General features: G+C 29.3%; 20 protein-coding genes. All 20 read left to right on the forward strand.

From position 1 onward, the window contains the following. Nucleotides 1-9: 9 nt before the first annotated feature. The 20 genes from AC1EUV_RS10035 to AC1EUV_RS10130 are packed head-to-tail and all read left to right on the forward strand — an operon-like array spanning nucleotide 10 to nucleotide 19,793. On the forward strand, nucleotides 10-1,308 hold the full coding sequence (locus AC1EUV_RS10035) for a nucleotide sugar dehydrogenase (RefSeq protein WP_480198568.1): 1,299 nt from the start codon (nucleotides 10-12) through the stop codon (nucleotides 1,306-1,308). 24 nt (nucleotides 1,309-1,332) lie between these two features. Beyond that, nucleotides 1,333-2,646: a UDP-glucose dehydrogenase family protein gene (locus tag AC1EUV_RS10040; protein ID WP_480198569.1), complete on the forward strand. Its 1,314-nt coding sequence runs from the start codon at nucleotides 1,333-1,335 to the stop codon at nucleotides 2,644-2,646. Between the two features lie 11 nt (nucleotides 2,647-2,657). Beyond that, a complete protein-coding gene (locus AC1EUV_RS10045; RefSeq protein WP_480198570.1) occupies nucleotides 2,658-3,710 on the forward strand; it encodes an NAD-dependent epimerase/dehydratase family protein in 1,053 nt (350 codons plus the stop codon). A gap of 7 nt (nucleotides 3,711-3,717) precedes the next feature. After that, entirely contained in the window at nucleotides 3,718-4,521 is an 804-nt protein-coding gene (gene cysQ, locus AC1EUV_RS10050; protein WP_480198571.1) for a 3'(2'),5'-bisphosphate nucleotidase CysQ, read from the forward strand. Nucleotides 4,522-4,534: 13 nt separating this feature from the next. Beyond that, nucleotides 4,535-4,771 (forward strand): DUF2061 domain-containing protein, encoded by a 237-nt coding sequence (locus AC1EUV_RS10055; RefSeq protein ID WP_480198572.1) that lies wholly within the window; start codon nucleotides 4,535-4,537, stop codon nucleotides 4,769-4,771. Further along, nucleotides 4,764-5,357: an adenylyl-sulfate kinase gene (gene cysC, locus AC1EUV_RS10060; RefSeq protein ID WP_480198573.1), complete on the forward strand. Its 594-nt coding sequence runs from the start codon at nucleotides 4,764-4,766 to the stop codon at nucleotides 5,355-5,357. Before AC1EUV_RS10055 ends, cysC begins: the two co-directional genes overlap by 8 nt. Continuing rightward, complete coding sequence (gene cysD, locus AC1EUV_RS10065) at nucleotides 5,350-6,255, forward strand: sulfate adenylyltransferase subunit CysD (protein ID WP_480198574.1); 906 nt, start codon at nucleotides 5,350-5,352, stop codon at nucleotides 6,253-6,255. Before cysC ends, cysD begins: the two co-directional genes overlap by 8 nt. A gap of 9 nt (nucleotides 6,256-6,264) precedes the next feature. After that, the gene (locus AC1EUV_RS10070; RefSeq protein WP_480198575.1) at nucleotides 6,265-7,524 is read left to right on the forward strand and encodes a sulfate adenylyltransferase subunit 1; all 1,260 of its coding nucleotides are present in this window, start codon (nucleotides 6,265-6,267) and stop codon (nucleotides 7,522-7,524) included. A 3-nt stretch (nucleotides 7,525-7,527) separates the two neighbouring features. Next, nucleotides 7,528-8,217 carry a cytidylyltransferase domain-containing protein gene (locus tag AC1EUV_RS10075; protein WP_480198576.1) on the forward strand — a complete coding sequence of 230 codons (690 nt, stop codon included), beginning with the start codon at nucleotides 7,528-7,530 and terminating at the stop codon, nucleotides 8,215-8,217. Nucleotides 8,218-8,225: 8 nt separating this feature from the next. Next, complete coding sequence (gene pseB, locus AC1EUV_RS10080; protein WP_480198577.1) at nucleotides 8,226-9,245, forward strand: UDP-N-acetylglucosamine 4,6-dehydratase (inverting); 1,020 nt, start codon at nucleotides 8,226-8,228, stop codon at nucleotides 9,243-9,245. A 13-nt stretch (nucleotides 9,246-9,258) separates the two neighbouring features. Beyond that, the gene (locus tag AC1EUV_RS10085; RefSeq protein WP_480198578.1) at nucleotides 9,259-10,116 is read left to right on the forward strand and encodes a Rossmann-fold NAD(P)-binding domain-containing protein; all 858 of its coding nucleotides are present in this window, start codon (nucleotides 9,259-9,261) and stop codon (nucleotides 10,114-10,116) included. 1 nt (nucleotide 10,117) lies between these two features. Beyond that, on the forward strand, nucleotides 10,118-11,290 hold the full coding sequence (locus AC1EUV_RS10090; RefSeq protein ID WP_480198579.1) for an N-acetylneuraminate synthase family protein: 1,173 nt from the start codon (nucleotides 10,118-10,120) through the stop codon (nucleotides 11,288-11,290). After that, complete coding sequence (locus AC1EUV_RS10095) at nucleotides 11,287-11,769, forward strand: Cif family virulence factor (RefSeq protein WP_480198580.1); 483 nt, start codon at nucleotides 11,287-11,289, stop codon at nucleotides 11,767-11,769. The genes AC1EUV_RS10090 and AC1EUV_RS10095 overlap by 4 nt, the downstream gene beginning before the upstream one ends. Nucleotides 11,770-11,772: 3 nt before the next feature. Beyond that, on the forward strand, nucleotides 11,773-12,762 hold the full coding sequence (locus AC1EUV_RS10100) for a hypothetical protein (protein ID WP_480198581.1): 990 nt from the start codon (nucleotides 11,773-11,775) through the stop codon (nucleotides 12,760-12,762). Continuing rightward, complete coding sequence (locus tag AC1EUV_RS10105; RefSeq protein ID WP_480198582.1) at nucleotides 12,763-14,388, forward strand: hypothetical protein; 1,626 nt, start codon at nucleotides 12,763-12,765, stop codon at nucleotides 14,386-14,388. Between the two features lies 1 nt (nucleotide 14,389). Continuing rightward, nucleotides 14,390-15,475: a polysaccharide pyruvyl transferase family protein gene (locus AC1EUV_RS10110; RefSeq protein WP_480198583.1), complete on the forward strand. Its 1,086-nt coding sequence runs from the start codon at nucleotides 14,390-14,392 to the stop codon at nucleotides 15,473-15,475. 2 nt (nucleotides 15,476-15,477) lie between these two features. Further along, complete coding sequence (locus AC1EUV_RS10115; protein ID WP_480198584.1) at nucleotides 15,478-16,917, forward strand: lipopolysaccharide biosynthesis protein; 1,440 nt, start codon at nucleotides 15,478-15,480, stop codon at nucleotides 16,915-16,917. Between the two features lie 7 nt (nucleotides 16,918-16,924). Then, nucleotides 16,925-17,800, forward strand: coding sequence for a sulfotransferase domain-containing protein (locus tag AC1EUV_RS10120; protein WP_480198585.1), 876 nt, complete (start codon nucleotides 16,925-16,927; stop codon nucleotides 17,798-17,800). After that, complete coding sequence (locus AC1EUV_RS10125; protein ID WP_480198586.1) at nucleotides 17,797-18,726, forward strand: hypothetical protein; 930 nt, start codon at nucleotides 17,797-17,799, stop codon at nucleotides 18,724-18,726. Before AC1EUV_RS10120 ends, AC1EUV_RS10125 begins: the two co-directional genes overlap by 4 nt. A gap of 20 nt (nucleotides 18,727-18,746) precedes the next feature. Beyond that, nucleotides 18,747-19,793 (forward strand): glycosyltransferase, encoded by a 1,047-nt coding sequence (locus AC1EUV_RS10130; protein WP_480198587.1) that lies wholly within the window; start codon nucleotides 18,747-18,749, stop codon nucleotides 19,791-19,793. The last annotated feature ends 5 nt before the right edge of the window (nucleotides 19,794-19,798 follow it).

Here is a 19,798-nt window from a genome sequence, read left to right on the forward strand (position 1 = left end):
TTGCACAATATGAAAAAATCAAAAATTGCTATTATTGGCTTAGGGTATGTCGGATTACCATTAGCGGTTGAATTTGGTAAAAAATATCATACCGTTGGCTTTGATATTAATGAAGCAAGAGTGAGCCAATTAAGAAATAATAATGACATTACATTAGAAACATCTTCAGAGGAATTAAAGAGTGTTAATGTAGATTCGATTAATGATTTAAAAAATGTTAATGGTTTATGGGTTACGACAGATTTAAAAGAAATTGCATCTTCTAATTTTTATGTTATAACTGTTCCAACACCTGTTGATAAAAATAATAAACCAGATTTAACACCTCTTTATAAAGCTAGTGAGAGTGTAGGGAAAATACTTAAAAAAGGAGATATTGTAGTTTATGAGTCTACAGTTTTTCCAGGAGCTACTGAAGATGAATGTATACCAATTCTTGAAAAAGTTTCTGGGTTGAAGTTTAATAAAGATTTTTTTGCAGGATATTCGCCTGAACGAATTAACCCAGGAGATAAGGAACATACAGTCACCAAAATTTTAAAAGTAACTTCTGGATCAACACCTGAAGTTGCTAATTTTATTAATGAGGTTTATAAATCCATTATAGTAGCTGGAACCCATTTAGCACCTTCAATTAAAGTTGCAGAAGCTGCTAAGGTTATTGAAAATTCTCAAAGAGATATCAATATTGCTTTTGTTAATGAACTATCTAAAATTTTTAGATTAATGGATATTGATACCAATGAGGTATTAGAAGCAGCTGGGACTAAATGGAATTTTTTGCCATTTAAGCCAGGTTTAGTAGGCGGACATTGTATAGGTGTAGATCCTTATTATTTGGCTCAGAAGGCTACAGAATTAGGCTATAACCCAGAAATTATTTTGTCTGGTAGACGCTTGAATGATAGCATGGGACCATATGTTGCTCAAGAAACGATCAAAATGATGATCAAAAAAAGAATTGATATAAGTTCTGCAAATATTCTAGTTTTGGGTATAACATTTAAAGAAGATTGTCCTGATATTCGTAATTCTAGAGCTATTGATATTGTTCGAGAATTAGAATCATTCAATATGAGCGTCGATGTTTTTGACCCTTGGGCATCATCATTGGAAGTAATGCATGAATATAAACTCACATTACTTTCGTCAGAAAAAGAAATAACTAAAAAATACGATTCAATTATAATCGCTGTTTCTCATAAGGAGTTCAAAACTTTAAAACTAGATGAATATTTGAATGAGAATCATATCATCTTTGATGTAAAATCTACTTTTTCAAAAGAAAAATCAGACGGTAGATTATAATTAGTAGTTTAATTTGATTATGGAATGAATATAACAGTTATTGGAACTGGTTATGTAGGGTTGGTTACTGGTACTTGTTTATCTGAGATGGGTAATAATGTTACCTGTGTTGATATTGATAAAGAAAAAGTTAACCAAATGCGTAAAGGAATTGTACCTATTTATGAACCAAATTTAGAGGAATTATTTCATAGGAACATTGAAGGGAAACGATTACATTTTACAACTGATTTAAAGAATGCTATAAAAGATTCTATAATTATATTTTTAGCATTACCAACACCGCAAGACGAAGATGGTTCCGCAGATTTATCTTATGTTAAAGAAGTAGCTTATGATCTAGGAAAACTAATTAAAGATTATAAGATTGTTATTAATAAGAGTACAGTCCCTGTAGGCACTTCGGACATAGTAAAAGAAATTATTACGAACCATACGGATGTTGAATTTGATGTTGTTTCAAATCCGGAATTTTTGAGAGAAGGATATGCGGTTAAAGATTTTATGGAACCACAGCGTATAATTATTGGCAGTAAAAGTGTAAAAGCAAGAGAAATTTTAGAAAACCTTTATAAACCTTTTATAGATGTAAAACGACCAATAATTTTTATGGACGTACGCTCATCAGAATTAACAAAATACGCCTCAAACACTTTTTTAGCAACAAAAATTTCATTTATGAATGAAATGGCGAACCTTTGTGAAAAAATTAATGCTGATGTAGACCTGGTTAGAAAAGGTATGGGGTCTGATAATAGAATAGGTAATCGTTTTTTATTTCCTGGTATTGGTTATGGAGGGTCTTGCTTTCCTAAAGACGTTAATGCGTTGGTAAAGTCTAGTGATCAAAATGGATACGATTTTAAAATATTAAAGTCAGTTCTAGAAATTAATAAAGAGCAAAAAACCTCTTTGATTCCTAAATTAAAAAAATATTTTAATAATGAATTAGAAGGAAAGAAGATTGCTTTATGGGGATTAGCATTTAAGCCAAATACTGACGATATTCGTGAAGCACCTTCAATCAATATAATAAATGAATTATTATTGAAAAATGTTAAAATAGCTGCATACGATCCTGAAGCAATGAATAATATTAGGCGAGTCTATGGAAATAAAATTGAATATGGAAAAGATGCCTATTCAATTTTAGAAAAAGCCAATGCTCTTTTAATATGTACGGAATGGAGTGAATTTATTTCTCCAGATTTTAATAGAATGAAATTATTAATGAAAGATTGTGTAATTTTTGATGGAAGAAATATCTTTGAATTAGATACTATGAAACGTAATAAGTTTCACTACGAATCCATTGGTAGAACAGTTATTGAAAAATAATTTTTGATACAATGAATAGTAAAATAGAGAAAATATTAGTTACAGGAGCTGCAGGATTTATTGGATTCCACTTATCAAGATTGTTAATTGCAAACGGTTATAAAGTAGTTGGTATAGATAATATTAATGATTATTACGATCCTAATTTAAAATTGATTAGATTACGTGAGTTAGGGGTAGATACTTTAAAAATCAAATATAATAATCCTATACAAGGGAATATTAAGTTTATAAAATTAAACCTTGAAGATAAAGAGAATATTTTCAAGTTGTTTAATAATGAGAAGTTTGATTATGTCGTTAATTTAGCTGCTCAGGCTGGTGTAAGGTACTCTCTAGAAAACCCCCAGTCATACATAGATAGCAATATTACAGGTTTTTTAAATATTTTAGAAGCCTGTAGACATTACCCAGTTAAACATTTAATTTATGCCTCATCAAGCTCTGTATATGGACTGAGCGAGGAAATACCTTTTTCAGTAAATAACCACACTGATCATCCTTTAGCTATGTATGCTGCCAGTAAGAAATCAAATGAAATGATGGCACATTCTTATGCTCATCTGTTTAAAATTCCAAGCACTGGCCTACGGTTTTTTACTGTTTATGGACCATATGGAAGACCAGATATGGCATTGCATATTTTTACAAAAGCTATTGTGAACGATGAAGAGTTTAGTGTTTTTAATTTTGGAGATATGAGTAGAGATTTTACATATGTGAAGGATATTGTTGAGAGTATAAAAAGATTGATCCCGTTAGCGCCAAAAGAAAATAATCTAAATTTCAATGCTAAAAAGCCTAACCCTTCAATTAGCTCAGCACCCTATCAATTATTCAATATTGGTAATAATAACCCTGTAGCTTTAATGGATTTTGTTCATGCTGTAGAAGATGCTTTAGGAAAGAAAGGAAGAATAAAGTTAGAACCGATACAGGCTGGAGATGTTCCAAGAACTTATGCTGATGTTCAAAGTTTATTCGATTATATAAACTTTAAACCCGCTACTAATATTAAAGTTGGAGTTAAAGCTTTTGTCGATAAGTACTTAGAGTTATATTAGTGAATCAATGATAAGAGAGGAATTAAAAATTGCTGTTAGGGCTGCTATTGAAGCGGGTAAGGAGATTCTTAAAGTATATGAAAGTGATTTTGAACATGAGGTAAAAGATGATAAATCCCCTTTAACTTTAGCTGACAAAAATGCAAATGAAGTTATTAATTCATATTTGTTAAAAACAGATATACCAATTATTAGCGAAGAAAATAAACAGATTGATTACAATGTAAGGAAGAACTGGGCTAGATGTTGGATAGTCGACCCTTTAGACGGCACTAAAGAATTTATTAAACGTAATGGAGAGTTTACTGTTAATATAGCATTAATAGAAAATGGTTTGTCAATTTTTGGTGTTATTTATGTGCCAGTTATAAATACTATTTATTTTGGAGGTGTAAATCAGCGAAAATCTTACAAGTATAAGTTATCCAATAAAAAGGAGTCTATAGAGACTATTTTAGCAAAAGCTGAGGTATTAAACCCAATAGTTGATAATTCTAATTTGATACGAGTTGTAGGTAGTAGATCACATATGAATAAGGAAACACAAGATTATATTGAAGAGTTTAGAGTTGATAATAAAGAAGTGGAGATGCTTTCAAGTGGGAGTTCACTAAAATTTTGTTTAGTGGCAGAGGGCAAGGCTGATGTTTATCCTAGATTTGCACCAACAATGGAGTGGGACACGGCTGCTGCGCATGCGATTTGTAATGCATCTGGAGTTTCAGTAGCAAAAGTTGGTACTAATGAAGAATTAATATATAACAAAGAAGATTTATTGAACCCCTGGTTTATTTGTAAACTTCAGAGTTAAAAAAATATAATATATGGGAGAAGATATTTCAAAAAAGAGGCATATTGCTAAAACTTTCACTTGGCGTATAATTGCTACAGGTACAACTGTTATTTTAGCATGGATTATTTCTGGAGACCCTATGATTGGTTTACAAGTAGGTGGTTGGGAATTTTTTATTAAGATGTTATTATACTATTTGCACGAAAGGGCCTGGTATAAAATTAATTTTGGTTTAAAGTCAAGAAAGAAAGAAGTTATAAATGAGTAATATTACACCTCATAAATATCTAGTATCAAAAGAAGAAAGAAATAGACAAAATAATCATAGATCTTTTTTAATCTGGTTTACTGGTTTATCAGGATCTGGTAAGTCGACTATTGCAAATGCTTTAGAAACTAAACTTTTTGAAAATTCTATTAGAACCTATACTTTAGATGGGGATAATATTCGTGACAGGATTAATAAAGACTTGACTTTTTCTCCAGAAGATAGAACTGAAAATATTAGAAGAATAGCTGAAATTGCTAATTTGTTTGTTGACAGTGGAATGGTAGTTTTAGCAGCCTTTGTTTCTCCTTACAGGAAAGACAGAGACCTAGTTAAACATATTGTTGGAGAAAGTAATTTTGTTGAGGTATATATTAATACATCTATAGAGGAGTGTGAAAAGAGAGATGTAAAAGGATTGTACAAAAAAGTACGTTTAGGAGAAATTAAAAACTTTACAGGTATTGATGCACCTTATGAGCCTCCTATAAAGCCAAATGTAGAGATTAAAACTGAGGAGTTTACTAAAGAAGAATCCGTTTCAAAAATTATGGAGATTATAAAAAAAAAATTGAGCTATGAGTAAATATTTTTTAAATTACTTAGACGAATTAGAATCAGAAGCCGTTTTTGTTTTGCGTGAAGTTTTCGCGCAGTTCAGAAATCCGGTAATTTTATTTTCTGGAGGAAAAGATTCAATTGTATTAACTCACCTTGCAAAAAAAGCTTTTTACCCTAGTAAGGTGCCTTTTTCTCTAATGCATATAGATACAGGTCATAATTTTCCTGAAACAATAGCATTTAGAGATGAATTAGTAAAAAATCTAGGTGTTCAATTACTAGTGGGTTCGGTACAAGACGCTATTGATGACGGAAGAGTAATTGAGGAAAAAGGTAAAAATGCTACTAGAAATAGTTTACAAATAACTACACTTTTAGATGCAATAGAAAGTAACCAAATTGATTGTGCTATGGGTGGTGGGAGAAGAGATGAAGAAAAAGCAAGAGCTAAAGAACGTTTTTTTTCACATAGAGATGATTTTGGACAATGGACTCCAAAAAATCAACGACCTGAGTTATGGAATATTTTTAATGGAAGGATGCAACATGGAGAACATTTTAGAGTATTTCCAATAAGTAATTGGACAGAAATGGATGTATGGAATTATATCAAAAGAGAACAAATTGATATACCATCTTTGTATTTTGCCCATAACAGAGAAGTAGTTTGGAGAAACAATAGCTGGATTCCTATTTCAGAATACCTTCCTAAAATAGATGGCGAAGAAACTTTTATGAAAAAGATTCGTTTTAGAACGCTAGGCGATATTACCATTACAGGAGGCATAGAAAGCGATGCAGACACTTTAGAAAAAATAGTCGATGAGGTTGCCGCTATGAGAGAGACTGAGAGAGGGAATAGGGCAGATGATAAGCGTTCAGAAACAGCTATGGAAGATAGAAAAAAACAAGGGTATTTTTAAGATAGAAATATGAGCAAAATAGATAATAATCAATTATTACGTTTTACAACTGCTGGTAGTGTTGATGACGGTAAAAGTACTTTAATAGGGAGGCTTTTGTATGATTCGAAATCAATTTTTGAAGATCAAATTGCTGCTGTTGAAAAAACGAGTAAGAGAAAAGGTAGCGAAACTGTAGATTTGGCTTTGTTTACCGACGGATTAAGAGATGAAAGAGAACAAGGTATCACCATTGATGTGGCTTACAGATACTTTACCACACCGAAGCGTAAATTCATTATTGCTGACACCCCAGGTCATATACAGTATACTCGTAATATGGTTACGGGTGCATCAACTGCTAATGTGGCATTGATATTGATTGATGCGCGAAAAGGCGTAATTGAACAGACTAAAAGGCATTCATATATTGCTTCATTGCTTCAAATATCTCATGTTATTGTATGTATAAATAAAATGGATTTGGTTGATTATCAAGAAGAAGTATTTAATGATATTGTAGCACAATATGAAGGTATTTCTTCAAAAATGATGATTAAAGACGTGCGTTATATTCCTATTAGTGCTTTAGAAGGAGATAATGTAGTTCATCGTTCTAAAAACATGGCATGGTATCAAAATGCACCATTATTACATACTTTAGAAACTATTCATATAAGTAGTGATAATAATATGGTAGACGGCCGTTTTCCAGTTCAAACAGTATTAAGACCGCAGAGTGAAGAACATAGAGACTATAGAGGTTATGCAGGTAGGGTATCTAGCGGTATTTTTAGAGTTGGTGACGAAATAAAAATATTACCATCAGGACTAAATTCAAAGATTAATTCTATTAACTATTATAACAAAAATGTTTCTGAGGCCTTTTCAGGAATGTCCGTTGCTATTACGCTTGATGATGATGTCGATATTAGTAGAGGCGATATGATTGTAAAATCAAATAATGTACCTAATGTGACACAAGATGTTTCGGCTATGATGTGTTGGTTAAATGATAATAGAGCGAGACCACGTGCAAAGTATATTTTAAAGCATACTTCTAATGAGCAAAAAGCAGTTATTAAAGAGGTGCTTTATAAGGTAAATATAGATACTTTTAGACGTATTCAAGATGATAAAAATTTGGATATGAATGATATTTGTAAAGTGAATCTTAGAATTACTGCTCCCATTATGTCAGATGAATATGATGTAAATAGAGAAACAGGTAGTTTTATATTAATTGATGAAGCAACTAATGAAACTGTTGCAGCTGGAATGATAATGTGATTAATGAATGTAAGGGTTGTTATACAAGCCAGAATGGGAAGCTCTCGCCTTAGAGGTAAAACTTTAAGTCCTATTAATGGGATACCACTTTTAAAACGTGTTTGCGATACTATTTTAGAATTAAATTTATCAGAAGATATAGTTATTGCTACTTCTAGTTTAATTGAAGATGACCCAATAGAAGCATACACCTCAAGTTTCTTATCTATTAAATGTTTAAGAGGTGATAGTGATAATGTGTTAAGTAGATTTGTCGATGCTTGTGAAGGATTAAATGATAGTGATACAATTATGAGAATAACCGCTGATAACATTTTTTATCAAAAAGAAGTATGTAAGAAATTATTATTTATTCACAATCAAAGCAATAATGATTATACAGGCATTGAAGGTTTGAGTCATATTGCTTGTGAATTAATTCGTGTTGAGGCTATTCGAAGGTTAGATATTAAAGAATTGAATGATTATGATAGAGAGCATGTTACCCCTTTTTTTATTAATAATTCTAAAAAATTTAAAACAACTTTCATTAATCCTAACGAATTTGGCTTGATAAAAGAATTAGATAATCTTTTAACTGTTGATAATGAGGCAGACAGAAATAGAATGGAAAAATTAATAGAATTTTTTAAAAATGAAAATATGAGCTTTAATCAAAAAAACTTATATAATTGGTTGAATAGTAAAAATTAATTTAATAGATGAAATTAGATCTTAATAATAAGTCAATACTAATAACAGGAGGGACCGGCTCTTTCGGAAAAAAATTTATTGAAGTAATACTTAAAGAATTTCCAAATGTTGGAAGGGTTATTGTTTATTCAAGAGATGAATTGAAGCAATTTGAAATGGCGCAAACATTTAACCCGAGTAAGTACAAAGCCATGCGTTATTTTATTGGTGACGTTCGAGATAAAGAACGTATGAAAAGGGCTTGTGAAAATGTAGATTATATAATTCATGCTGCTGCATTAAAACAAGTTCCTGCTGCTGAATATAATCCAATGGAATGTATAAAGACTAATATTAACGGTGCAGAAAATGTTATAGAAGCAGCTTTAGATACCGGTGTGAAAAATGTTGTAGCCTTGTCAACAGATAAAGCAGCAGCTCCTTTAAACTTATATGGAGCTACTAAATTATGTTCTGATAAGCTATTTGTAGCTGCCAATAATATGAGTGGATCTAGAGATTTAAAATTTTCAGTGGTGAGATATGGGAACGTTATGGGCTCTAGAGGTTCTGTAATTCCTTTTTTTATAGAAAAGAAAAAAACAGGTATTTTACCAATTACAGATGAGAATATGACAAGGTTTAACATCTCATTAGAAGATAGTGTGAGTATGGTTTTACATGCTCTTGAAAATGCGCAAGGGGGGGAGATATTTATACCAAAAATCCCTTCTTATAAAATTACAGAATTAGCAGAAGCAATTGGGCCTGAATGTGAAAAACCAATCTTAGGCATTAGACCAGGTGAAAAAATTCATGAAGAAATGATAACATCTTCTGATTCTTATAATACTGTTGATGTAGGTGATTATTATGTTATTTTACCTCAAACTTTTAGATATACAAAAGAGGAATATATGGTTAAAAATAATGCAACACCTGTAGAATCTGGATTTGTATATAATTCGGGTACGAATACAGAGTGGGTGAGTGTAGAAGAAATTAGAGATTTAATTCGTCAACATGTAGACCCTACATTTAAAGTGTAAATTTTTGAATTCATTGTCTAAAGATAAAATTCTTGTTTTAGGTGCATCTTCATGGTTAGGGTATTTGCTAATACAACAGTTGTCTAAGAGTAATGCAATAGTAGCAGGAACAGTTTTTAGATCTCAGATTGTTTTTCCAAAATTTATTGAAATTTTTAGAACAGACAATGCAGTAGATAGCAATGAAAAAATTATACGATCTTTTAATCCCACGGTGATAGTAAATTTCTTAAGAGGTGAAGATGATCAAAGCTTTCTATTGCATCAAAAAATTATTGAAATCGCTGAGCTCATTCCTATTCATTATATATATATGTCATCAGTTTTAGCTTTAGATGGTTATAAGAATATCAATTTGGTAGAAACATTAGAGCCAAAGAGCGTTTCACCTTACGGAATATTTAAGGCCAATTGCGAAAAAGAGTTATATAAATCGACTATTTCTTGGTGCACTGTACGCTTTTCTTCAGTACAGGGTTGGGTACCACATAAACCTACAAGAAATCAAGTATTTTTAGAAAAATTGGTTAATAATATTGAGATTAAAGTAGATAAAGGTGTTTTACAAAATAGAGTGCTAGCTTCCTTATTAGTAGAATGCATTATTGATTTAATGAGCGATAGAATTACAGGAACAATCCATTTTGGTAGTATAGACTCTTCAGAAGAGTATGATTTTTTACAAAAGCAAGCTACAGCATTTGGTTTTAATTCTAAACGAGTTCATTTAATTGATAATGATAGGAATGTTAACTTAGTAGCGATACCCAATAAAATTTTTAAATTGTATGGTGATAAATATAAAGTTACCGAAGCTGATACAATAAAAGGACTATTAAGAATTGAAGGATTGGTAAAATATAAGTGCTAAAATGGAAGTAAAAATTAATAATAGAAAAATAGGAAAAGATGAACCTGTTTACTTTATAGCAGATATTGCTTCTAATCATAATGGTGATTTAGAGCATGCAAAAGAATTGATATATGCGTGTGCAGAATCAAGAGTGGATGCTATCAAAATGCAAAATTTTAATGCAGAAACTATTGTATCTGATTATGGTTTTAAAAATTTATCAGATTTGAAAACTCACCAGAGTAAATGGAAAACATCTGTATTCAATTCTTATAAAGCTGCTTCTATTCCTTTTGAATGGACTTTAGAACTAAAAGAATTGTCAGATAAATTAAAACTTGATTATTTTACTTCTCCGTATTCTATAGAGATTACACAAGCAGTTGCCCCTTACGTATCAGCTTTTAAATTAGGTTCTGGTGATATTACTTGGCATGAAGAAATTAAAGAAATGGCTAGTTATGACAAACCAGTACTTATCGCTACTGGTGCATCAGATTTAACTGAGGTGAAAATGGCAATGAAAACTGTACAGGATTGTAATGCTCAAGTAATTTTGATGCAATGTAATACAAATTATACTGCTTCGAAAAATGAAGATTTGTCACTGACTAAAGAACGTTTTTCTAATATCAATCTGAAAGTATTAGAAACTTACCATAATTTATGGCCAGATATACCTTTAGGTTTGTCAGATCACACTCATGGAGATTTGACAGTATTAGGAGCCGTTGGTTTGTTCAATTGTGCTGTGGTTGAAAAGCATTTTACATTGGATAGTTCCAAGATTGGTCAAGATCATGCATTTTCAATGATGCCCGACGAATGGCTTTCTATGGTGCAAAATACAGAACATTTAAAAAACGCGATTAATGATAGTGACTCTTACCAAGAGAGATATGAAAAAGTAAAAAACTTTACTAGTGATGCTGAATTCTTAGATTTAATTATTGGTGATGGAGAAAAAGTGTTAGCCGAGAATGAAAAGAATACTATTGTTGTACAACGTCGGGCAATTAGAGCTAATAACAACCTTAAAAGAGACTCAATAATTACTAAAAATGATTTATCGGTTCTTAGACCATGCCCAATTGACGCTTTACCTCCTTATAGAATAAATGAAATTATTGGAAAAAAACTAGCTAAAGATATTTCTAGAGGTGATTATATCAGATTAGCTGATATTCAATGATAAATAAATATTCTAAATATAAACCTCCCTCATCTTATACCGAAGATGAAAAATCGATTTGGCAACTATTGGTTTATAGAGATTTTGTTGCTTTTTGTACACAAGATTGGATAATGATTGAAACTGATTTTGTAGAAGAAGTTTTTTTCGGAATTGACGGAAAAAAGTCTAAAAATAAAAATGACTGGAGTCTAACATACAACTCATTAGAAGCCTATAAAAATGACTGGATACGACAGAGTTATGATTTTAATCAAAAGATTTTTATAGATGACCCTTTGGATGTTTTATTTACCACCACAAAATTGAGTAATATTGAAATAAAAGGTAATATGGCTTTGGTACATAAAGAATTTAATGGTCAATTTAATATAAAAGATAATGAACCTATTAAATTAGATTGGTTGAGTCTTTTCGTATTAAAAAAAATAGAAGGTTGTTGGAAGATTTTGAGTTTTACTGGATACCTACCTAAGTAGAATATGAAAAGAAAATTGATTTTTAGAGTTGACGCAAATGATAAAATTGGTAGAGGGCATTTATCGCGGTGCCTTGCAGTTGCTATTATGTTAAAAAATGATATTGAAATACTGTTTATATGCTTATTAACTAATAAAAAGTTTGTACAGTCACTTCTAACCGATTTTAAAGTTTTATATATTGAATCTGAACAAGAATTAAACAATTTAATATCTATAGAGCATTTTCTTTGGATAGATGGTTATGATTTTACTGAGGCTTGGAAAAAAAAAATAAGACCAAAGGTTTACAAACTTATAGAAACTAACGATATACCTTATCCAGCAGATAATGTAGATATAGTTTTTAATCATACTCCAGGAGTTAAAAGAAGTATGTTTAAAAATAATAATTCTGACTTAGAGTTATACTTAGGGTTAAAGTTTGTTTTATTACGTAGCATATTTTTAAGAGAAGCAAAAAGCAGAAAGAAGCTAGTGTCTGGCAATGGGGTATTTATTTGCTTCGGAGGAGCGGATATATTTTCATTAGGAGAAAAATTTGTAGATAAACTTTTAGAACATGATTTTAAAGAACCTATTTATTGGGTGACAAATAATGTGAAAGATGATAAAAAGTATAATAATCATTCTAATTTAAAGTTGCTATATGGGTTATCAGAAAAAGATATGGTAAAATATATGACTAAGGCAAAAGTATTATTAATACCTTCTAGTGTGTTAAGTTTTGAAGCTATGGCTTTACGTAAGCCAATATGTACTTGTTATTTTGTTAATAATCAAAAATTGATTTATGAAGGATTAGTAAAAGATAAATTATCTTATGGAGTTGGATATGTCGAAACTATAGTGGATGTAGAAAAAGCAACAGAAGAATTTTTACATTATTATAGAAATGATAGTTTACACAAAAAACAGTTAAAACAGCAAACTGAATTGCTAGACGGTCAGTCAAGAAAAAGAATAAATGAAGTATTTGATAATATAATATAGATGAGTTTTAAAATTTTTAAATATAATATACGATTAATATTAATCCCTTTAGTTTCTAAATTTTTATTTTCGCTAGGTTTTGATTGGAAACTCCTAGGCAAAAAGTTAGGTAGAGAAGTGATTATTTCCCAATTGCAATTTCTAAATAAAAAATTTCATATCAACTTACCTAAAAACAACCCTCCTCTTTCTATTTATATTTTAACAATTACATGTGGTAATACTTATAACTTATGCCTTGAAATTCTTTTGGCTTTTGGCTTAAAATTTAGAGGGCATAAAGTTAAATTTGTTTTAGATGATTTGCAACTACCCATAACTACGGACACTAAGGCGGGTAATGAAGATAATTGGGAAAGTATTGTCTACAGAGGTTTTAGTTTCGGAAAAAAAATGATAAGTAAAGCTGGTTTTGAAATAGTTTATGTCTCAAATCTGATTAATAATAATGAAGTTTCGAATAATCATAAAGAATTTTCAGAAATAGTTGATGCTTCATTGCTTAAGCATTATAAGGTTGGAGTGTTAGATGAAGATTCAGTAGAAGTAAGACAAAGAAGAAAACTCTTTGAAAAAGCTGTTAAATTATCTTCACATTTAGGAGATAAAATAATTGATTTAAAACCAGATAGAATTATTATGAGTACTGGTATTTACTCGACTTGGGGACCAGCAAGAATTGTTCTAAATAATGCAAAAATCCCTGTATTAACATATAGTAAAACTAAAAAAAAGGACACAGAAAAATTTAATTGGAAATATGCTTCTGATTGGTGGGATGTTAGTAAGGAATGGAAAAAAATTAAAGAAACTCCATTGTCAATTGATGAAAATAAAAAGTTAGATGATTATCTGGACTCTAGAATTACTCATGAAAAAGATGTTTTAAAGTATAACTTCGGACTTTATGAAGATCGTAAAGAAACTTTTAGAAGATTGAATTTGTCTCAATATAAACCAGTATATTCCTTATATACTAATGTTTTATGGGATGCAGCAAGTGCGCAAAGAGAAATAGCTTTTAACAATCCTGTGGATTGGGTATATAGAACTATTAATTGGTTTATTAAAAACCAAGAATACCAATTAATTGTTAAAATCCACCCAGCAGAGATTGTTATAGGGACAAATCAACCTTTTTATAATTTAATTAATAAAAAATATAATGAACTTCCAGACAATATTAGAATAATAAGGCCAGAAGAAAAAATAAATAGTTGGTCAATTGTAAATATATCATCTTTAGGCTTAGTACATACTTCTACAGTTGGGCTCGAGTTACCTCTAAAGGGAATTCCTTGTATTGTAGCATCTAAAACTCATTTTAGAGGTAAAGGGTTTACTATAGACATTGAAAATGAGGTTGATTATTTTGATCTATTGAAAAATTTTGACATAAAAAACTATGATACTGATAAAATGATTACCTATGCAAGAAGATATTCATATCTTTTATTTGAAAGATATCAGATTCCTTTTCCTTTCTTTTATGAACCGTTTTGGACAGATGTTCGAGCTCTAAATATCGAGACATATGATGATTTGTTTATTAATAAACATTTTAATTTTATTATAGATTGTATTGAGAATGAAAAGGAATTTGTTTTACCAGCTGAGTTAATTTAAAATGAATAGAATACTTCTTTTTGGTTATAATGGACATTCAAATTTTGGAGATGATTTATTATTAAAACTTGCTTATGACAAAATTCAAAAGAAAGACGATATAACTATAGTTACAACTAATAAAAAAGGAGTTTTTTACTTGAAAAAATGGTTTAAGGAAGCTACAATTATTTTTAATCCATCACCTGGGAGATTGTTCCGATATTATCAAAAAGTTCTTTATGTTGGTGGTAACCTTATATTTAATTATGATAAGAATCCATCTTCTTTGTTTGTGATGAGGAAATTTTTTTCAAGTTTTAAAATTTTTTTCCTAGCAAATTTTTTAGGTACTGAGTTTGGAGCTATAAGCCTTGGTGTTGGACCCTTTTTTTCAAAGTCTTTAGAAAAATCAACATTAATATCTTTAAAATATTTTGATTTATTATTTGTAAGAGATAGGACGTCATTTCTATATAGTAAGAAATATGTGAGTAAACCGAAAACTGATCTAAGAGAATTTTCAGATTTTTCTATAGGCCTTTACGATGAACTAAAAACCTACCGAAAAGAGATTCATAAAATTAATACAGTTCTTATCATAGTAAGATCAATTAATATTGATAAATTAAATAATGACTTTATCCACACACTTATAGAATTAAGTGAAAATCAAAAGGCACTTAACAGAAAAGTTATTTGGTGTTCTCTTCAAAAGGATTATGATAGTACTGCTTCGAATTTGATACCAAAAGAAGATGATTTTTGGCAATGGGATCCTGAAATTCATCAATTGAAAAATTTTTACGAATTATTTGATAATGTAGATTTAGTTATTACAAGTAGAATGCACGGTCTTTTTATTTCTGGTATGATGAATATTCCTACCATAGGTATTACTTTGCATGAAAAATTTGAAGTGGCTGCCTCAATTTTTGATGGAAGTGTAATAACTGTTTCGCCAAATATTGCTTTAAATGACCTTAAAGAAAAAATTCTAGAGCTAGAAAATTATTTTCTTAATACCTCAAGAAATAATTCAATGATTAAAGAAGAAGTTCGAAAAATTGATATAGCAAATGTGCTATTATCTAATTGGGTGAATTAATTATGAGTAGAAAAAAAGGATTTAGTTCTTTGATTTGGGATATGACCAATTTGTTTTCTAATCAAATTGTTAGATTCATTTTATCTATTTATTTAGCAAGACTGTTAGAACCAAGAGAATTTGGGGTTGTAGGTATGGCAATGGTTTATATAGCTATAACTAATATGATTATTGGCTTTGGCTTTGGAGCTGCTATAATAAATAAAAAAAAGCCTAAGCAAACAGAGCTATCTACAGTTTTTTACTTAAATACTATTTTTGGGATTACACTTTCTATAATTGGTTTTTTTGCCTCACCATATATTGGTACTTTTTATAATGACAAATTAGTAGGAGAAGTTTTTCAGGTTTTAAGCATTGTTATTTTTATTAAATCATTAGTAATTGTTCAAAATGCCTTATTATATAAGTCAATAGATTTTAAGGGAATTTCTATTATACAAATTTTTGTTAATATAGTTACGGCAATAATCGGTATTATCTTAGCTTATTTAGGTTATGGTGTATGGAGTTTAGTCATAATGAACATTTCTAGAGAAATTTTATACACATTATCAATATGGTTCTATAGTAAATGGAGACCGCTTTTATATTTTAGAATTTCCTCAATTTATGATTATTTGAGATTTGGAAAAGATGTATTTTTTTCAACTCTTTTAAGTAACCTTACAAGCAAACTTGACACATTACTAATCGGAAAATACACGAACGCAACTGACTTAGGTTATTATACAAGATCGAGATCATTTCAAACACTAATCAATGATTTTACAGGAAGAAGTTTAGGAAAGGTATTGTTTCCTATTTTATCTAAAGAAGATAGTTTAGATAAAATCAATTCAATATTCTGGAAAGTATATGAGTTTGTATTTATTTTAGTTTTTTTCTTAATTGGTTTATTTTATGTAATTGGAGATGAGGTTTTTATCATTCTTTTTACTGAAAAATGGAAAGCAAGTATTCCAATATTTAAAGTATTAATTCTTGCAAGTTTTTATCAACCACTTAATATTCTTTTTAAAAGTTATATAAAAGGAATTGGAGAATCTAAAATTTTATTAAAGTCAGAGTTAATTAAATCGGGTTCATTATTATTAGCCTTAATACCATTATTCTGGGGGAATATTTACTTTTTTTTATACCTCTTTGTAATTCAAAGAATTTTTGCAATTCTGTATAATGATCAAATAATTTTTAATTTTAATAAAATAGAGAATAGTTTTAAACTTACTTTTGTTTTTAGAATAAAGCAATTATGTTTTTCTTTTCTAGCTGTTTTTTCTACTAGATTTATTGAATTCAATGAGCTTAATAATATGTCAAGTTTATTTTTAGATGGGATAGTTTTCTCTACGGTTTTTATTATTTTATCATATATTTTTGACTATAAAAACTTTAATAATAAATTAGAATTTTTAAAGAACATAAAAAGCAATTTATAAACTAAGTATGGAAAAATTTCAAATTTATATTCACCTAGGTCTGCCAAAAACAGCTACCACATATTTGCAAGAAAATATATTTAATCAATATAATAGAGAGCATATTAATTTTCTTGGTAAAGCAAAATGTTTAAGTATTTGGGACATAATGGATATGCCTTCAAATAAATACCTTATTTCATCAGAAAATTTATTGGCAGATCCTTTTAATTGTGAAAAGGGAGAATGGTTTATAAACTTCAAAAAGAATATTCTTAAGTTAAAAAATAAATTTCCTAATGCTAAATATATTCTATCAATTAGAAATCAAGAGGATTTAATTCTATCGTGTTATAAAGAGTTTATTAAAAAGGGAGGGCGATCACATTACCCTAAAATAAATGAATATTTTGATATTGTTGAGGATTCCGGTCAAATTTCTAAAAATGATTTTTATTTTAGAAATATTATTGAAGAGATAAAAAATACTACTTCTGCTGATTTATTTGTTTTTTCTCAAGAAGAGATAAGAGATAATTTAGAAGTGACATTAAAAAGGTTAGAAGAATTTTTAAAAATACCGCAACAAAAAATTATAATCGATAAAAATAAAAAGTCTAATGTAGGAGTAAATAAACAACAGGCAAATGCATTAATTAAAATAAATAGATTTAATAAACACTTAAAAAAAATAGGAATAGATCTATACTCGCCATTTCTAAAAAAAACAGGATTGACTCCTTTTTATCTAATTAAAAGAAGATTAAGTTTTTTACCAAAAGGGAAGCCTTTGAAATTACCAAGCGAAACAAAAATTTATATACAAAATCTTTATAAAGAAGACCTTGAATGGACAAGAGAGTATATAAGAGTTCAAAATAAAAATATTTTTTCTACCAAATGAAAAAGCTAAAAATAGTTACACCTTATAAAAACCTATATGAGAAAATACTAGGTAATATAAATGAAAGGCTAAGAAAAAAAATAAGAAAAAAAATAAGAAATTCTTACTTTAATTTAGTACAAGCTAAACCTGCAAATAAAGACCTATCTTTTACTACGCATATGATGCTTTGTAAAAGAGATTTAGAAATGGCAATATGTACTGCAAAAGCATTTAATAAAGTGATGGATGATACTATGCGTTATCGTTTTCATGACGATGGTAGTTTAGATGCAGGTGATGTTAAATTTGTAGAAAAACATTTACCAGGTACTAAAGTTATTTTAAGAAAAGAGGCCAATGAAAGAGCTGAATATGAGTTGAGTGCATATCCTAAAATATTAGAATACCGCAGGAATCAAATTATGTCGCTTAAAATTATTGATGTAACCATATGGGGAGAAGGAGAACGTTTTTGTTATGTAGATTCTGATGTGTTATTTTTTCAAAAACCAGAATTTTTCATTGACGCCCTGAAAGGTGAAAATTCCAAAAACTATTTTAATAAAGACATACAAAATGCTTACATGCAAACTCCTGATGCTATTGAATCTTTTTTAGGAATAAGACCTCTGGAAAAGGCAAATGCAGGATTATGGGTTATGAATAAAGCTGATATTAATTTGGATATTATTGAATCGTGGCTTAATAATCCAGGATTTAAAAAAAGTTTGTATGGTTATACCTTAGATCAAACTTTTATAAGTATGTTGGCTAACAATAGTAAGGTAGGGGCAGAGCATTTGCCGAAAGCATATGATGTTGATTTTTATAAAAAACCAGAAGTTTCTGTATGTAAACATTACGTGGGAGCAATAAGGCATGGTTATGAGTTAGAAGGGCTTTTATATTTAATGAAAAGAGATTATGGGCATTTTGTTTCTTAATTTTTAACAACTAAAGTTTAATGGTAAAAATACAAGTAGCTTGTTTACCTGTAGCTGGTCCTGAAAATCCTTATCAAAGGTTAATGATGGAAGGATTAAATACATCTAAAAAACTCAACGCCTTTAGCGGCATAGATGATCGTTTTTTCGGAATCATTAAAACTGCTTTGAAGTTTAAACCTGATTATATTCATTTTGATTGGATTAACAATTATTATGAAAGAAAAAAAAAATGGATGACTTACATTTTGCTGCCGTTTTTTTATTTGCAGATCCTATGGATTAGGTATTTCACAAAAACCAAAATAGTTTGGACGTTACATAATATTATGCCGCATGATACAAAAGATTATTTATTACATAAAAATGTAAGATCGTTTTTTGGGTCAAATTGTAAATGGATCAGAGTTTTTTCTGAGACTACAATTGATAATGCAATAAGAGAATTAACATTAAAAAGAGATAATTTTATTATTGTTCCAGAAGGTGATTATACTTCAGTTTACCCTAATAAAATTTCAAAAAGAGAGGCAAGAAAAAAATTAAAAATTGATAAAGACAAAAAGGTATTAGTTTACTTGGGCTTTATTAAACCTTATAAAGGGTTGGAAAAATTAATAGCTACCTTTTTAAGATTAAAAAAACAAAACATTGAATTAATTATTGCTGGTAAAAGCATGGATGCAAATTATTTTAATTCCTTAGAAAAAGATATAAGTAGTCATATAAAGATTAAAGATATTAAACTAATTAATCGTTTTATAAGAAAAGAAAAGTTGCAACTGTTTTACAACGCTGCTGACGCGGTGGTGTTACCATTTGATAAAGTTGAGAATTCAGGTAGTGTAATAATGGCTATGGGTTTTAAAAAAGCGATTCTTGCACCTAAATTAGGTGTGTTAGAGAGACGTTTAGTAAAACAAGATTTCTTGTTATACGAGGATTTATTAGATGGGTTAAACAGTGTTGTTGAAATCAATTCTGATCAATTACAAGAAATAGGACTTCAAAATTTTATGACTTTACAAAAATATAAATGGCAAGATTTTACTAAAGCTTTTAAATAGTTAAA

The organism is Maritimimonas sp. 2304DJ26-3, assembly GCF_056591635.1.

Excerpts from the sequence above, each read along its gene's own strand:
- cysD (WP_480198574.1), top strand. The coding sequence starts at position 5,350 with ATGAGTAAATATTTTTTAAATTACTTAGACGAATTAGAATCAGAAGCC.
- cysQ (WP_480198571.1), top strand. The coding sequence starts at position 3,718 with ATGATAAGAGAGGAATTAAAAATTGCTGTTAGGGCTGCTATTGAAGCG.
- AC1EUV_RS10120 (WP_480198585.1), top strand. The coding sequence starts at position 16,925 with ATGGAAAAATTTCAAATTTATATTCACCTAGGTCTGCCAAAAACAGCT.
- AC1EUV_RS10110 (WP_480198583.1), top strand. The coding sequence starts at position 14,390 with ATGAATAGAATACTTCTTTTTGGTTATAATGGACATTCAAATTTTGGA.
- AC1EUV_RS10035 (WP_480198568.1), top strand. The coding sequence starts at position 10 with ATGAAAAAATCAAAAATTGCTATTATTGGCTTAGGGTATGTCGGATTA.
- AC1EUV_RS10075 (WP_480198576.1), top strand. The coding sequence starts at position 7,528 with ATGAATGTAAGGGTTGTTATACAAGCCAGAATGGGAAGCTCTCGCCTT.
- AC1EUV_RS10100 (WP_480198581.1), top strand. The coding sequence starts at position 11,773 with ATGAAAAGAAAATTGATTTTTAGAGTTGACGCAAATGATAAAATTGGT.
- AC1EUV_RS10055 (WP_480198572.1), top strand. The coding sequence starts at position 4,535 with ATGGGAGAAGATATTTCAAAAAAGAGGCATATTGCTAAAACTTTCACT.
- AC1EUV_RS10130 (WP_480198587.1), top strand. The coding sequence starts at position 18,747 with ATGGTAAAAATACAAGTAGCTTGTTTACCTGTAGCTGGTCCTGAAAAT.
- AC1EUV_RS10095 (WP_480198580.1), top strand. The coding sequence starts at position 11,287 with ATGATAAATAAATATTCTAAATATAAACCTCCCTCATCTTATACCGAA.
- cysC (WP_480198573.1), top strand. The coding sequence starts at position 4,764 with ATGAGTAATATTACACCTCATAAATATCTAGTATCAAAAGAAGAAAGA.
- AC1EUV_RS10040 (WP_480198569.1), top strand. The coding sequence starts at position 1,333 with ATGAATATAACAGTTATTGGAACTGGTTATGTAGGGTTGGTTACTGGT.
- AC1EUV_RS10090 (WP_480198579.1), top strand. The coding sequence starts at position 10,118 with ATGGAAGTAAAAATTAATAATAGAAAAATAGGAAAAGATGAACCTGTT.
- AC1EUV_RS10125 (WP_480198586.1), top strand. The coding sequence starts at position 17,797 with ATGAAAAAGCTAAAAATAGTTACACCTTATAAAAACCTATATGAGAAA.
- pseB (WP_480198577.1), top strand. The coding sequence starts at position 8,226 with ATGAAATTAGATCTTAATAATAAGTCAATACTAATAACAGGAGGGACC.
- AC1EUV_RS10045 (WP_480198570.1), top strand. The coding sequence starts at position 2,658 with ATGAATAGTAAAATAGAGAAAATATTAGTTACAGGAGCTGCAGGATTT.
- AC1EUV_RS10070 (WP_480198575.1), top strand. The coding sequence starts at position 6,265 with ATGAGCAAAATAGATAATAATCAATTATTACGTTTTACAACTGCTGGT.
- AC1EUV_RS10115 (WP_480198584.1), top strand. The coding sequence starts at position 15,478 with ATGAGTAGAAAAAAAGGATTTAGTTCTTTGATTTGGGATATGACCAAT.
- AC1EUV_RS10105 (WP_480198582.1), top strand. The coding sequence starts at position 12,763 with ATGAGTTTTAAAATTTTTAAATATAATATACGATTAATATTAATCCCT.